Origin of the sequence: Caballeronia sp. ATUFL_F1_KS4A (assembly GCF_023630905.1) — a bacterium.
Lineage (GTDB): Bacteria > Pseudomonadota > Gammaproteobacteria > Burkholderiales > Burkholderiaceae > Caballeronia > Caballeronia zhejiangensis.
In genome coordinates this window covers 15,330-30,232 of record NZ_JALQEB010000008.1, presented here as the reverse complement: position 1 = coordinate 30,232, position 14,903 = coordinate 15,330, and the positions used below count along the sequence as shown (strand labels likewise).

The following is a 14,903-nucleotide window of genomic DNA, read 5'->3' as shown; positions in this document are numbered from 1 at the left end:
AAGGAGACGAACATGAAGCAGGCGAACGCGGGCCCGGAGAGCGTGCCCGAACGCGGACGCGAAATGGCGAGCAAGGATCGCGAGAAGCAGGCGCGCGACGATGCGTCGAACGCGCCGCTGCCTCACGAGGCGGATCAGAACGTCGAATCGCAACGCGAACATGGCGCGCGCGATATTGGCAAGCAGGCGCACGAGGACCTCGAACACGGTCTCGTCGACACGGACCGGCGCGGCGGCGGCGACTATCAGCGCGACACGCAGCGCGACGAACATGCGAATGCGAACAGCGGTGAAGGGCAGTCGAAGGAGCGCTGAACCGAACGGTGAAAAGCCTTCGCGGATGGCAGCGCGCGGGCCGCTTGCGTAGAATGATTCGTTGATCGGGAGCGGGCTTGAACGCAACGTTCGCCGCGTTTTTTCTACCGATGCGCGTATTTCAACAAGCGCGCAAACCGGTAAGCCCTTCCGATGCTTGCATCCCATGACCGCTTTGCGGACTGAAGCCAACACAACGGAACATGCCACTCGACCTTCTGTCCCGTCTGAAGAACGAAACCGCTGCGTGCCACGCGCGGCTGGAGAATGCGCTCGACCTGATGCGGGACGACCTTCAGCGCGACGAATACATCGCGCTGCTCGAACGATTCTATGGTTACGTCGCGCCGTGGGAAGACGCGGCGGCCGCGTGCCTGCCGTCGTCGCTCGCGGACTTTTTCGATGCGCGCCGCAAGGCGTCGCTCCTCGCCGCCGATCTCGCCGCGCTGACGGGTGAAACGCCGTCCGCCGGATCGCTGCCGCAAGCCGGCGCGCGCGATGACCTGCCGCGTATGGACAACATCGGCGATGCCATCGGCTCGATGTACGTGATGGAAGGCAGCACGCTCGGCGGCCGCTTCATCGCGCCGCATGTGGCCGCGCGTCTCGATCTCGCGCCGGGCATCGGCAACGCGTATTTCGACGGCTACGGCCCGCGCACGGGCAGCATGTGGAACGCGTTTCGCGAGACCGCGGCGGCAAGCGTGCCCGAACGCCTTCACGACGATGCGGTGAAAGCCGCCATCGCGACGTTCGAAAGTCTGCAAGCGTGGCTGTGTCCTGAAGCAATCGGCATCGAGTATTCGCAGCCCGCGCCGGGAGCGGGTTCATGAGCGAGTCCGCGAGCGAGCCGCCCATCGGCGCGAGGGCCGTGCGCGAAGCATCGCAAGGACCGCCCGATGCCGAAGCGCGCCGGCGCACGCTCAGCTCGGGCGTCGCCAGCCAGGACTGCGATGCCGAGCCGATCCACATTCCCGGCGGCATCCAGCCGCATGGATTTCTGCTCGTGCTGTCCGACGATCTGCACATCCTGCAGGTCAGCGAGAACCTCGTCTCGCTGACGAACGCGGGTGTCGACGAACTGCTCGGCGCTCCGCTCGATGTCGTGCTCGGCGCGGCGGGCGCGCAGCGCATCGGGCAGGCGGCCGCCACGTCCGCGCTCGACGACGCGCCGCTTTACATCGGCCCGATCGATCTCGCGCCGTCGTCGTCCGATAAGGCGTTGCGCCTCGATGTGACGATACATCGTCATGACGGCACGCTCATCGTCGAGATGGAGACCGCCGCCGCGACGGGCGATGCGTTCGCGTCGATGTATCCGCTCGTCCGCACGTTCGCGCGCGGGCTGCAGGAGGGCGGCAGCGTGCAGGCGCTCGCGGAGCTCGCCGTGCGCGAAGTGCGGGCGATCACGGGCTTCGGCCGCGTGATGCTCTATAGCTTCGACGAGGAAGGCCGCAGCCACGTGCTCGCCGAGGACCGCGACGCGAGTTATCCGTCGTTCCTGCATCAGTTCTTCCCGGCGTCGGACATTCCGCGTCAGGCGCGCGCGCTGTATCTGAAGAACCGTATCCGCCTCGTCGCCGATGTCGACTACACGCCCGCGCGCCTCGTGCCGAGCGTGAATCCCGTCACCGGCCGCCCCACCGATCTCACGTTTGCGACGCTGCGCAGCTTCTCGCCCGTGCATCTGGAGTACATGCGCAACATGGGCACGCATGCGTCGATGTCCGTGTCGATCGTCGTGCGGGGACAGTTGTGGGGACTCATCTCGTGTCACGATCACAGCGCGCGCATCGTGCCGTTCAATACGCGCGTCGCGGTCGAGCATCTCGGGCACATGCTGTCCTTGCAGATCGAAGCGAAGGAAGAGCGCGCCGAGGGCGAATATCTGAGCGCGCTGCGCCGCACGATGAGCCGCCTGATTTCGGCGATGGGCGAGCACGAGAACTTCGTCGCCGGCTTGCGCGCCGTGCCGGGCGACGTACTGAGTTTCGCGCGTTCGGCGGGCGCGGCGATCGTCTTCGACGATCAGGTCACGCTGCTCGGCGCGACGCCCGACGAGGACACCGTGCGCGCGCTCACGCACTGGCTCGCGGAAAACACCTCCGGCGTGTGGGCGACGGATTCGCTCGCGCGCGAATGGCCGCCCGCCAAGGCGCACGCAGACAAGGCGTGCGGCGTGCTCGCGGTGCCGGTCTCGCAGATCTTCCGCAACTATTTGCTTTGGTTCCGTCCCGAACTGATGCAGACGATCGAATGGGCGGGCGAGCCGGTCAAGATCGAAAGCGCGGATGGCTCGAGCGCGCCGCGCACGAGCTTTTCGCCGTGGCTCGAAACGGTGCGCGGCCATTCGGCGCTGTGGCGTCAGAGCGAGCTCGAAATCGCCGCCGAACTGCGCGGCGCGCTGCTGAACATCGTGCTGCGCCGCGCGGAAGAGCGCGCGGAACTCGCGACCGAACTCACGCGCGCGAACAAGGAGCTGGAGGCGTTCTCGTATTCGGTATCGCATGATCTGCGCGCGCCGCTGCGCCATATCGCCGGATACGGCGATCTTCTGCGCGAGCAGGAAGGCGAGCGCATGTCGGACAAGAGCCGGCGGTTTCTCAACAACATGCTGGAATCTGCGCGTTTCGCGGGCACGCTCGTCGACGACCTGCTGACGTTCTCGCAGATGGGCCGCGCCGCGCTCCGGCCCGCGCCGGTCGATCTCGGCCTGCTCGTGAAGTCGGTCGTGCAGGAAGTCGAGGTGGAAGGCTCGGGAAGAAGCATCGAATGGGTGATCGGCGATCTGCCGCGCGTGACCGGCGACGCCGCTTTCCTTCAGCTTGCGGTGCGCAACCTGATATCGAACGCGGTGAAATATACGCGGACGCGGGAATCGGCGAAAATCGAGATATTCGCGACCCGAAGCGGCGACGAATACGTGATCGGCGTGCGCGACAACGGCGTCGGCTTCGACATGAAGTACGGCGCGAAGCTGTTCGGGGTGTTCCAGCGCCTGCATCGCGCGGAAGAGTTCGAGGGCACGGGCATCGGGCTCGCCAACGTGCGGCGCATCATCGAGCGTCATGACGGGCGCACGTGGGCCGAAGGGCGGCTGGGAGAGGGCGCGGTATTCTATTTCTCGCTGCCCGTGACATTCCGCAACGCGAACGGGACGCAAGGCGCGCCAAATACAAAGTCAAGAAAAAACCATGCTTAAACCGATATTGCTCGTCGAAGACAATCCGAACGATCTCGAGCTCACGCTCGTCGCGCTCGACAAGAGCCAGCTCGCCAACGAGGTGATCGTGGCGCGCGACGGTCAGGAAGCCATCGACTATCTCACGTCCGAAGGCGAGTGGAAGGAGCGCGCGCCCGGCAATCCGGCGGTGATCCTGCTCGACCTGAAGCTGCCGAAGATCGACGGACTCGAAGTGCTCGACATGATCCGCTCGAACGCATCGCTGAAGAGCGTGCCGGTGGTCATGCTCACGTCGTCGCGCGAGGAGCAGGATCTCATCCGCAGCTATGAACTCGGCGTCAACGCATATGTGGTGAAGCCGGTGGAATTCGCCGAATTCGTCGAGGCGATCAGCGATCTCGGCGTGTTCTGGGCCGTGCTCAACGAGCCGCCGCCGGGCTCGACGCGCTTTCGCCGCCCGCCGCCCGCGCAATGACCGCTGCGCCCATGAGCACGAATCCGTCCCGGCCGGTGCGCCCGCAAGCGTCCTTTCAAGAGGACGCCTAGATCATGCAGCCTCTGCATCTGCTTCTCGTCGAAGACAACGCACTCGATGCGGAGCTGACGATCGCCCAACTCGAACGCGCGGACTATGCGGTCGAGGCGTCGATCGTGTACGACTCCGCGGCGTTCATCGCCGAGCTGGAGAAAAAGCGCTTCGACGTGATCCTCGCCGACTTCGTGATGCCGACCTTCTCGGGCATCGAGGCGCTCACGATCGCGAGCGAGCGTTCCCCGGACACGCCGTTCATCTTCGTGTCGGGCTTGCTCGGCGAAGAGCATGCCGTCGATATGCTCAAGCGCGGCGCAACCGATTACGTGCTGAAACAGCGCCTGCAGCGGCTGCCCGCCGTCGTGCGCCGCGCGATGCGCGAGAGCGCCGAGCGCGCGCAACGCATCGCCGTCGAGCGGGCGTTGCGCGAAACGGAGACGCATTTCCGCCTGCTCATCGATGCGCTGAAGGATTACGCGGTCATCACGCTCGATCCCGAAGGCCGCATCCGCACATGGAACGCGGCGTCGGAGCGCATTCTGGGCTTTCCCGCGCAGGACGTGCTCGGCCAGTCCGCGAACATCTTCTATGCGCAGGAAGATCGCGAGGGCGGCGTGTTCGACGCCGAGCTGGAAACCGCGCGGCGCGAAGGCAGCGCGAGCGACGACCGCTGGCTCTGGCGCAAGGATGGCCATTCGTTTTTCGCCTCGGGCGTGACGACGGCGATCCGCAGCGAGCACGACGAACTGATCGGCTTTTCGAAGATCGTGCGCGACGCGACCGACGCCCACATGGCCGCCGACGCGCTGCGGCTCGCAAAGGATCAGGCGGAATCGGCGAATCGCGCGAAGGACCATTTTCTGGCGGTGCTCTCGCATGAACTGCGCACGCCGCTCACGCCGATTCTCGCCGCCGTGCGCCTGCTCGAAATGAAGCACTCGCTGCCGCGCGAGGCGCATCCGACGCTCGATCTCATCCGCCGCAATGTCGAGCTGGAAGCGCGCCTCATCGACGATCTGCTCGATCTCACGAGCATCGCGCGCGGCAAGCTGTCGCTGAATTTCGCGAGCGTCGCGCTCGATACCTTGCTGACGAGCGCGCTCGACATGTCCGAAGCCGATCTGCGCGCGAAGAGCCTCACGCTCGAAACGCATTTCGACGCGGGCCGGTTCGTCGTGCTCGGCGACGCGGCGCGCCTTCAGCAGATCATCTGGAATCTGATGAAGAACGCGGTGAAGTTCACGCCGGCGGGCGGGCGCATCGACGTGCGGACCTGGAATCCGGATCCGTCGACGATCGCCGTTTCCGTGACGGACAGCGGCATCGGCATCAGCGCGGAGGCGTTGCCGCGCATTTTCTCGGCGTTCGAACAGGCCGACGATTCCATCACGCGCTCGTTCGGCGGCCTCGGGCTCGGTCTCGCGATCGCGAGCACGCTCGCGCAGAAGCACGGCGGCACGCTTTCGGCCTACAGCGAAGGCCGCGACGCGGGCGCGCGCTTCACGCTGACGCTGCCGCTCGCGAAACTGCAACCCGCGCGCGAGGACGAGCCGCTCATCGAAGCCGCGAGCCGGGAACAGGGACGCGCGCTCAAGGTGCTGCTCGTGGAGGACAACGAGCAGACGTCGTCGGCGATGGCCGAAGTGCTCGAAATGCTCGGCCACGAAGTGTCGGTTGCCGTAACGGTCGCTCAGGCGCTCGAACGCGCGAAGAGCGGGCCGTTCGATCTGCTCGTCAGCGATATCGGCCTGCCGGACGGCAGCGGACTCGATATCGCGCGCGCGTGGCAGAACCTGCAGCCCGACAAGCCGTCGGTGGCGATCACGGGCTACGGCATGGACGAGGACATCCGCCGTTGCCGCGAAGCCGGTTTTCGCGATCATCTGACCAAGCCGGTCAATTTCTCGCGGCTCGAAGCGCTGATTCAATCGCTCGCGGAACAGCATTCGAAATAAGCTATCGGCGCGCGCCGGTCGAAGAAATTTGACAGGCGTCTGCGGGCTTGTGTCGATTCGCGCGCGGCCCGTTCGTCGTAGGCTATGAGACCGCGCCAAACCCGGCGCGCTCACTCACTACACGGAGCCGACATGTCCCAATCCGCCGTCAAGCCGATTCCCGAAGGCATGCGTTCGCTGACCCCGCATCTCGTGTGCGCGGGCGCCGCAGAAGCGATCGAGTTCTACAAGCGCGCGTTCAACGCCATCGAGCTGGGCCGCATGCCCGGGCCCGACGGCAAGCTCATGCACGCGATGGTCAAAATCGGCGATTCCATGCTGATGCTCGTCGATGAGTTCCCGCAATTCGGCTCGGTCGGTCCGAAGGCGCTGAACGGATCGCCGGTCACGATTCACCTGTATGTCGAAGACGCCGACGCCACCGTGAAGCAGGCCGAAAGCGCCGGCGCGAAAGTCACGATGCCCGTCGCCGACATGTTCTGGGGCGACCGCTACGGGCGTCTCGAAGACCCGTTCGGTCATCAATGGTCGGTCGCGACGCATACGCGTGACATGACGCCGGAAGAAATGAAGCAGGCGATGGCGCAGCAGCCTTGCGGTCAATGAACGAAACCACGCACGCAAGTGAGAACGGAGCAACGCACATGCACAAGATTTCGCCCTGTCTGTGGTTCCAAGGCGGCAACGCCGAAGAGGCCGCGAACTTTTATGTCAGCACGTTCAGGAACGCGCGCATCAAGGACATCATGCGCAGCACCGAGTCGGGCCCGAAGCCGGTCGGCAGCGTCATCGCCGTGATGTTCGAACTCGAAGGCGAGGACTTCCTGGCGCTGAACGGCAATCCGGAGTTCGCGTTCACGCCGGCCGTTTCCATGTTCATCAAGTGCGAGTCGCAGGAAGAAGTCGACCATTACTGGGACAAGCTGATGGACGGCGGCCGTTCGCTGGCCTGCGGCTGGCTCACGGACCGCTTCGGCGTGACGTGGCAAGTTGCGCCGACGCGTCTGCTCGGCATGTTGCAGGACCCGGACCCGGTGAAAGCCGACCGCACCATGAAAGCGATGCAAGGGATGATCAAGCTCGATCTCCCGGCGCTCGAGCGGGCGTACAACGGCGAGTGAGCTACGCGGCGCGTTTGCGGGCTTTTCGTTCGACGAGCTTCGACGCCATGAACCGATGGTCCCGCGAAAACAGCCGCCGATACGTCAGCACGACGGCCCCGACCACGCCGAGCCCCGAGCCCGCCGCAATCAGAAACATGATGACGATCTGATACCGCACCGCCTGCAATGGCGACTGCCCGGCGAGCACCTGGCCGGTCATCATGCCGGGAAGGCTGACGAGACCGACCACGGCCATCTGATTCAACGTCGGAATCATGCCCGCGCGCACGGCCTGGCGCGCGGGTCTCTGCGCCGCTTCCCAGCGCGAGGCGCCGAGTGCGAGCGACATCTCGACCGCCGCGCGTCCCGAAGTCAGTTCTTCCGTCATGCGCTCGATGCCGAGCGACACGCCCGTCAGGCAATTGCCGAGGATCATCCCGAGGATCGGAATCGCGTATTGCGGCTCATACCACGGATGAATCCGGATCACGACGAACAGCCCGAACGCGCCGATCAGCCACGAACTGCCCCAAATCGACAGGATGCTGTCCGCGCGCTGTCCGCGATAAGTGCGCCGTCCGCGATCGGAGGCGGCGAATCCGGCGATGACCGTCATCAGCGCCATCAGCGGCAGCACGACATACCAGCGATTGAACGCGAACACCCAGCCGAGCACGTATCCGATCAGCAGCAATTGCACGACGGTGCGGATCGCGGCGACGAAGAGCTTGCGTTCGAGACCGAGGTCGAGCGCAACCGACAGCGCGCCATTGACGACGATCAGCGCCGCCGCCAGGCCGATATCGAAGAGACTGAGGTTCTGATAGCCGCTCATCGCTTGTCCTCGCCGAGTACGCCTGCGTTCATCGTCAGATGACGCGTGGCGACGCGCCGCGCCTGATCCGGATCGTGCGATACCCAGATGCACGCGCGCGCGTCATCGGCGTCGAACCACGCGGACACGAGCGCTTCGATCGAGCGTGCCGACGCCGGATCGAGCGATGCGGTCGGTTCGTCGAGCAGCAGCACGTCAGGCGCGAGTTGCAGCACGCGCACGAGCGCGGCGATCTGCGCCTCGCCGCCGGACAGATCGCTTGCGAACTTGTCGAGGAAGTCCGCGCTGCGTCCGGCCGCCTGCGCGAGCCGCATCGCGATATCGCGATCGAAATGCGTGTCGCGATAAGCCTTCAGCGAAAACGGATAGCGCAGATTGTCTTCGACGGTGCCGTCGAGCATCGCGGGCCGTTGCGCGATATACGCGACGCGCCGCCTGTAAGCCGGAATCTGCGCACGCGCGATGCGCTCGCCGCGCCACGTAACGAAACCGGCATCGCACGCATCGAGCAGCGCGAGCGTGCGCAGAAACACGCTCTTGCCCGAGCCCGACGGTCCGGTGATCGCGGCGCGCTGGCTTTTGTCGAGTGCGAAATCCGTGGCATGCAGCAGCACCGTGCCGCGCGCGGCGTCCCGGCGCATCACGCCATGCGTGGCGACGAGTTCGGTCGATGTCGCGTCCTGCATCGTGGGTGTGTGTGTCGTTCTCTGGATGAGCATCTTACGGACATTCGGCATTCAGCGGACGCATAAGCCGCGGGCACACGATGTGCTGCCGCAATCATAATCAGCAAAAAAGGATGGAGCCGTCATGGCGCAGGCCCGAACGACCGGAAAAAAAATCGGAAGGATCGTCGCATGGATTTTTGCCGTTCTGGCGGTTCTGATCGCAATACTGGTGGTCATTTTTCTGACGTTCGACTGGAACCGGCTGCGGCCCTGGGTGGACGACAAGGTATCGGAAGCAATCGGCCGCCGCTTCGAAATCACCGGCGATCTGAAAGTCGGCTGGCAGCGTCCGCCAAACGAGACGGGCTGGAAACGCTGGGTGCCGTGGCCGCGCTTCTCCGCTGAAAAAATCACGATCGCGAATCCGGACTGGGCGCGCCAGCAGCACTTCGCCACGCTCGATGAAATCGACTTCCAGGTCGAAGTGCTGCCGCTGCTCGCGCACGACATCGTGATTCCGACGATCAATCTCGTGAATCCGTCGATCGATGTCGAGCGGCTCAAGGACAATCGCAATAACTGGACGTTCAAGTTCAAGCAATCGACCGAGCCGTCGACCTGGAATCTCAAGCTCGGCGATATTTCACTCGCGAAGGGCACCGTCGATATCCACGATGAAGTCACGAAGGCCGAGATGCAGGTCGTCATCGATACGCTCGGCCAGGCCGTGCCGATCGGCGAGGTGATGAAGCAGCAGGAAGCGGCGTCGGCGAAGTCGTCGGCGGAAATGGTCGGCAAGAGCGGCGCGGCGAAGCTCAACAAACAAGCGGATGCGGCCGCGGCCTCGGAAGCGTCGGCGGCGTCGGCTGCATCGGCGGCGGCTGCGGCGAACGCATCGGCGCCGAATCCGGCGAGCACGTCGGCCAATACCAGCATCACGACCAAGGAAGGCCCGAAACCGCCGATTCCGCCGTACGCATTCGGCTGGACCGTGAAGGGCACGTACAACAACGGCAAGGTTTCGGGCGAAGGCAAGCTCGGCGGCGTGCTCGCCGTGCAGGACGCGAAGCGCCCGTTCCCGGTTCAGGCCGACGTGCGCCTCGGCGACACGCATATCGCGTTCGTCGGCACCGTGACCGATCCGGCGCATCTGGCCGCGCTCGATCTGCGCCTGTGGGTTCAGGCGGTGAGCATGGCGCATCTGTATCCGTTCACGGGCGTGACCTTGCCCGAAACGCCGCCGTTCGCGACCGAAGGGCGTCTGACCGGCCAGTTCCGCGAGGACGGCAACGTGTTCCACTACGAGAACTTCACCGGGCGCGTCGGCGGCAGCGATATCAACGGTTCGCTCGTCTATGCGGGCAAGAAGCCGCGTCCGCTCCTGAAGGGCGAGCTCGTGTCGCATCTGCTGCAGTTCAAGGATCTCGCGCCGATCATCGGTGCCGATTCGAACGCGAGCAAGGCGAAGCGCGGCGAGACGGAGAAGCAGCCGTCGTCGAAGGCGCTGCCGACCGAAGAGTTCAAGACCGATCGCTGGAAGGCCATCGATGCCGACGTCAAGTTCACCGGCCAGCGCATCATCAAGGATCCTGATCTGCCGATCACCGATCTGTACACGCACGTCATCATGAACGACGGCGTGCTGTCGTTCGAGCCGCTCAAGTTCGGCGTGGCGGGCGGCTCGCTCGCATCGAACATTCATCTCGACGGCAGCGCCGCGCCGCTCAAGGGCCGCGTGTCCGCGCAGGCGCGGCATCTGAAGCTCAAGCAGCTGTTCCCGACCGTGAAGACGATGCAATCCGCGCTCGGCGAGGTCAACGGCGACGCCGCGCTTTCCGCGACCGGCAATTCGCCCGCGGCGCTCGCGGCGACATCGAACGGCGAGGTGAAGGCGCTCATCACGGAAGGCACCGTGAGCCGTCTGTATATGGAGGCGGCGGGGCTGAACGTGGCGAACGTGGTCTACGAGAAGCTCTTCGGCAAGCGCGACGTGAACATCAACTGCGCGGCGGCGGATTTCGTCGTGACCGACGGCGTGCTCGATTCGCGCGTGTTCGCGCTCGATACCGACGATGCCGTCATCAATGTCGACGGCACGATCAATCTGAAGACCGAGGACATGGATCTCGGCATCCATCCGCACACGAAGGGCCTGCGCATTTTCTCCCTGCGCTCGCCGCTGTACGTGAAGGGCACGTTCAAGGATCCGCACGTCGGCGTGAGTCCGGTGCTCGCGCTGCGCGGCGCGGCCGCCGTGGGTCTCGGTCTCATCAATCCGTTCGCGGCGCTGATTCCGCTCATCGCGCCGAGCAACAACAAGCCGCTGCCTTGCCAGCAGATGCTCGCCGATATCGGCAAAGCGCCGACCGCGCCGCCCGCAGGGCAGAAGCAGAAGGCGAAGGCGGCGCCGGCGTACATGTCGTCGGATGCGGCGGCGACCGGCGTGGCCAAGTCCAAGGACAAGGACGCGAAGAAGCCGGCGGCGCCGGCGCCCGCCAGCGCCGCGCAGTATCGCGGCAGCTAAGTCGCCGCCGCGCGCTCAGAACGCGTAGCGCACGCCCGCGAAGATGCTGCGGCCTTCGCCCGGATAGAAGATCGCGGTCGACGACGCGGTGCGCGCATCCGCGATCGTGCTGATGTCGCTCACGTAGCGCTTGTTGGTCAGATTGCGCGCGTCGAGAAACACCGAGAGGCCGTTGCGAAAATCTATCCCCGCCTGCACGCCGATGAGCGTATAGCCCGGCACGCGCAACGTGTTGGCGTCGTCGGCCCACGCGCCCGCCGGCACCCAGTCGACGGATGCGGAAATGTGAAAGCCGTTCGGCCGCGCATAGCCGAGCACGGCGCGCAACACGTTCACCGGCACGCCCGCGATGCGGTTGTTGCCGTACTGCGGATCGTCCTTGAAGCGGAAATCGCTCAGGTTCCACAAGCCCGACAGCGTGATCCTGTCGCCCGCGCCCGCGTGCGTGACGTCGCGCCACACATCGACCGATACGCCGGCTTCGATGCCCTGCAGCACCGTCTTGTTCGCATTGAACGTCGATGCCGGTATGTCGGGATTCGTCGTGTACTGAAGCAACTGGTCGCGCACGAGCGAGCGATACGCGGTGACGTCCCAGCTCACGCGATCGCGCGTGCCGCGCGTGCCGAGCTCGAGCGTCCACGCATGCTGCGACGTGAGCGGCGTGAATTGCGTCGTGCTCGAAAAGGTCTGCGTGAGATCGCCGAAATCCGGCACGTCCTGGCTGCGCGTAATGTCCACATACGCCTGGATGTCGCGATTCGGCTGCCACATCAACCCGAGCTTCGGATTCACGCCGCTGAATGTCTCGCTAGCCGACTTGTAGTTCGGATCGGCCGCGAGCCCGCCGTGATCGACATACTTGCGCACGTCGCGCAACGCCTTGAAGCCGGCCATCAGCGCGACGGTCGGCAGGAAGAACAGACGGTCTTCGACGTACGCCTCGTAGTTGTAGGCGCTTTGCGTCGAATCGAGCGTTTGCGCGCCTTCGTTGCCCGACACGTTCACGTACTGCCGCGCCTGCGTGTTGCCGCCGAAGAAACGCGCGCCCGCGATGACATCGTTGCGCATCCCGCTCACGTTGAACGTCGCGGTATAGCGCGGCGCGATGCCGTAGGTCCAGCCGTCCTGATCGATGACCTGGAAGATCGGGTGATACAGACTCTTGTGGATTGCCCATGTGACGATATCGAGCTGCCCGACATCGAGCTTGACGGTCGTCTTGTTGGCGATGCGCTCGGTGCGCGTATCGCGCGCCTGATCGCCCGCCAGCGCGCTCGCGGATGCCTTCGTCGGATTGTTGAGCGCGTCGGAAAGCGAGAGCGTGCCGGGAAGCTGCTGATCGACGACATACGCGCCGAGATAGAAGCGCGTCTCCACATCCGGCGAGAATCGATAGCCGATATTCGCGTTGAACTGCTCGTACTGGCCGCGCTCGTGATCGCGATAACCGTCCGCATGATTCACCGAGAACGTGCCGATGAAATCCAGCGGACCCATCACGCGCGAAAACTGCGCGCTGCCCCGGATCGTGCCGAAGCTGCCGCCTTCGAGCCGCACGATGTTCGGCGCATCGGCGGTGTAGGCGGAAGGCGTGACGAAATCGATCGCGCCGCCCATCATCGACGAGCCGTACGCGAGGCCGTTGCCGCCCTTGTAGACATCGACGGATTGCAGCGCGAGCGGGTCGATCTGATAGTAGTCGCCGCTGCCATCGGCGAGATTGGTCGGGATGCCGTCCTGCAGTATCTCCAGCCCGCGCGTGTGATAGCCGCGCGCGAGGCCCGAGCCGCGAATCGAGAGGCGCAACTCCTGGCCGTAGCGGTTCTGCACGAAAACGCCGGGCACGTTCTTGAGGACGTCGCGCAACGTGAAGGCGTAGGTGTTCTGGTAATCGGCGCTATCGACGAAGCCGACCGAGCCGACCGTCGCGTCGAGCGTGCGCTTCTGATCGGCGACGTTTTGCGATGTCAGCGAATGTTGCGCCTGTCCTTGAACGATGACGGCGGGAAGCGTCGCGGGTTCGGCCTGCGCGAATGCGCGGGTCGCGGCGAGCGCGGTGAGGCCCGTCATGAGGGCGCGTTGTCGGGCGAGTCGCTTCATGGCAGCGTCCTCGCTTCTGCGTGTGCGGACGGCACGACGCCGCCCCTTGCTGAAAGTGAGCATGGTTCTTCTTCGAATTCGTGATGAATGAGCGCGGCGCGACGCGATGGACGCGCGGCGCCGTTCGATGCCGCGAAAGGCAATCGATCCGTTAGAACGAAATCAGACGAGAACCGGAGGGGCGCGAGGCTGCGCAGTGGTGAAAGGAGGCGCGGGACGCTCGATGCGAATCCGCGCGACCGCGACGCTGCGGCGTGCAGGAACGTCGAGCGCTGCGGGGGCGCGTGCATCGGAGATGGCGGGCGCGTGCGCGAAGAAGTGACAGTAGCCGCAAGCCTGGTCGTCGAGATGCGCGAGCGTGTCTGTCGAATGCGTCGAATGATGACCGCCCGAACGCTCGACTGTCGACGCATGCGCCGAACAGAGCTCGGCGGTGAGTTCGTCGGCATGCGCGCTGGCGGCGATCAGTTGCGAGACCATCGGCGCGAACGTGATCAGCAGCATTGCGAGCAATGCCAGCAGTGAACCCGTTCGTTGATGGAAGCGACTGCGCATGAGGACGAAGATTTGCAAATCCCGAGTGGCGGGATTATGCCACCCGCTTACTTTGTATTACAAAGCAAAGCGGACATAAATTTTCCCCATCAGCGCGCGGACATGTTGTCCCCATCAATTGGGGAGCACCCTGTTGAAAACGCGCCTAAAAGTCTGCTAAATGACTGATGCCGAAGGAAAAGTCATGCGCGCTTCAGGTTGCATCAATGCGAATCGGGCTTTGCATAACTTATCCCCAGCGCACGGGGAAAGGGCTGTGGAAAACCGCTTGGCGACTCATCTAGTTTCTTGATTTCGCGCTGAAATCCCCGCGCGACGCGCATCGCGCCACTTTTTCGCTCGCGCGCGCGACATCGATGCGATGCCCGACTTATCCACAATTTCTGTGGACAGCAGTGTTGAAAAGCCTCGCGTAGACGCGTTAAGTCTTTGATGAATAAAGATTTGTACGACCTGATCGAAGACGGGCGAGCGCGTGCATCGCGATCGTGCCGCGCGCCAGGTTCAGATCGAAATTCCGGGACCGCCGTTGCTGCCCAGCAGTTGTTCGACCGAATTCGCGTCCGTGTAGTCCTGCTCGGGCAGGCCGTCGAACACGGTGATGACGTCGTTGGATACGCCCGCCTCGCGCGCCGCATCGACGATCGCGTCCTTGTTGGCGGGGTACTTCACGAGACGTAATACCTGGGCGATCTCGTTGTCGATCGGCTCGTCGTTCAAGGCGTGTTTTGCGTGCGTGTCGGTCATTCCGAGGTCCGGTGTCGAGTCAGTGAATGAGGAGGCGCGTCAGGTCTGGACCTGAATCGTCTGGCTCGCCATGCCGTGACTCGGCGTGCGCGATTTCGGCAGCGGCACATGACGCCAGCGCGCGTGATCGAGATCCTGCGCCGCGACTTCGGGCGCGGGCGGCGATACGGGCGCGGCGTTCACGCGCAGCGCGGCGCGCGTCGCGGCAATGGCGGCGGTGGATTCGTCGGTCGAACTCGTGTGCAGCGGCGCGGCATAGCACGAGACAGAAACCAGAGCCATCGACAACAACGTTGAGGTCTTCATCGGGCAACCCCTCCTCACGTAGGCAGCAGAAAAGACCAAGCAAAGCCTATGCCGATGGATATTTCCGCCACCCGCC

14 protein-coding genes are annotated in these 14,903 nt (G+C 64.5%); 8 read left to right on the top strand and 6 right to left on the bottom strand.

Annotation, left to right across the window (positions count from 1 at the left end):
- The first annotated feature begins 12 nt into the window (after positions 1-12).
- The 7 genes from NCS03_RS08075 (at position 13) to NCS03_RS08045 (ending at position 7,107) form a co-directional block, all read left to right on the top strand.
- Positions 13-315 (top strand): hypothetical protein, encoded by a 303-nt coding sequence (locus NCS03_RS08075; protein WP_250529035.1) that lies wholly within the window; start codon positions 13-15, stop codon positions 313-315.
- Positions 316-518: 203 nt separating this feature from the next.
- Positions 519-1,148 (top strand): biliverdin-producing heme oxygenase, encoded by a 630-nt coding sequence (locus tag NCS03_RS08070; RefSeq protein ID WP_008349429.1) that lies wholly within the window; start codon positions 519-521, stop codon positions 1,146-1,148.
- Complete coding sequence (locus NCS03_RS08065) at positions 1,145-3,517, top strand: ATP-binding protein (protein WP_244807386.1); 2,373 nt, start codon at positions 1,145-1,147, stop codon at positions 3,515-3,517. Before NCS03_RS08070 ends, NCS03_RS08065 begins: the two co-directional genes overlap by 4 nt.
- Positions 3,510-3,974, top strand: a complete 465-nt coding sequence (locus tag NCS03_RS08060; RefSeq protein ID WP_008349436.1) for a response regulator — start codon at positions 3,510-3,512, stop codon at positions 3,972-3,974. Before NCS03_RS08065 ends, NCS03_RS08060 begins: the two co-directional genes overlap by 8 nt.
- Before the next feature lie 74 nt (positions 3,975-4,048).
- On the top strand, positions 4,049-5,986 hold the full coding sequence (locus tag NCS03_RS08055; RefSeq protein ID WP_008349438.1) for a hybrid sensor histidine kinase/response regulator: 1,938 nt from the start codon (positions 4,049-4,051) through the stop codon (positions 5,984-5,986).
- 132 nt (positions 5,987-6,118) lie between these two features.
- Complete coding sequence (locus NCS03_RS08050) at positions 6,119-6,592, top strand: VOC family protein (protein ID WP_008349441.1); 474 nt, start codon at positions 6,119-6,121, stop codon at positions 6,590-6,592.
- Positions 6,593-6,630: 38 nt separating this feature from the next.
- On the top strand, positions 6,631-7,107 hold the full coding sequence (locus NCS03_RS08045) for a VOC family protein (RefSeq protein ID WP_008349443.1): 477 nt from the start codon (positions 6,631-6,633) through the stop codon (positions 7,105-7,107).
- Between the two features lies 1 nt (position 7,108).
- Here NCS03_RS08045 and NCS03_RS08040 read toward each other — a convergent pair whose 3' ends face one another.
- Positions 7,109-7,924 (bottom strand): ABC transporter permease, encoded by an 816-nt coding sequence (locus tag NCS03_RS08040; protein ID WP_008349446.1) that lies wholly within the window; start codon positions 7,922-7,924, stop codon positions 7,109-7,111.
- A complete protein-coding gene (locus NCS03_RS08035; protein ID WP_250529039.1) occupies positions 7,921-8,610 on the bottom strand; it encodes an ABC transporter ATP-binding protein in 690 nt (229 codons plus the stop codon). Before NCS03_RS08035 ends, NCS03_RS08040 begins: the two co-directional genes overlap by 4 nt.
- A 124-nt stretch (positions 8,611-8,734) precedes the next feature.
- Here NCS03_RS08035 and NCS03_RS08030 point away from each other — a divergent pair, with 124 nt between their 5' ends.
- The gene (locus tag NCS03_RS08030) at positions 8,735-11,116 is read left to right on the top strand and encodes an AsmA family protein (protein WP_034473425.1); all 2,382 of its coding nucleotides are present in this window, start codon (positions 8,735-8,737) and stop codon (positions 11,114-11,116) included.
- 15 nt (positions 11,117-11,131) lie between these two features.
- Here the strand turns inward: NCS03_RS08030 and NCS03_RS08025 are convergent, their stop codons facing one another.
- The 4 genes from NCS03_RS08025 to NCS03_RS08010 all read right to left on the bottom strand — a co-directional run bounded on the left by NCS03_RS08025 (position 11,132) and on the right by NCS03_RS08010 (position 14,827).
- Entirely contained in the window at positions 11,132-13,219 is a 2,088-nt protein-coding gene (locus NCS03_RS08025) for a TonB-dependent receptor family protein (protein WP_250529034.1), read from the bottom strand.
- A 162-nt stretch (positions 13,220-13,381) separates the two neighbouring features.
- Positions 13,382-13,774, bottom strand: coding sequence for a DUF2946 domain-containing protein (locus NCS03_RS08020; RefSeq protein ID WP_284504322.1), 393 nt, complete (start codon positions 13,772-13,774; stop codon positions 13,382-13,384).
- 504 nt (positions 13,775-14,278) lie between these two features.
- On the bottom strand, positions 14,279-14,521 hold the full coding sequence (locus NCS03_RS08015) for a DUF2795 domain-containing protein (protein ID WP_034473428.1): 243 nt from the start codon (positions 14,519-14,521) through the stop codon (positions 14,279-14,281).
- A gap of 39 nt (positions 14,522-14,560) precedes the next feature.
- Positions 14,561-14,827: a hypothetical protein gene (locus tag NCS03_RS08010; RefSeq protein WP_008349457.1), complete on the bottom strand. Its 267-nt coding sequence runs from the start codon at positions 14,825-14,827 to the stop codon at positions 14,561-14,563.
- Between the last annotated feature and the right edge of the window lie 76 nt (positions 14,828-14,903).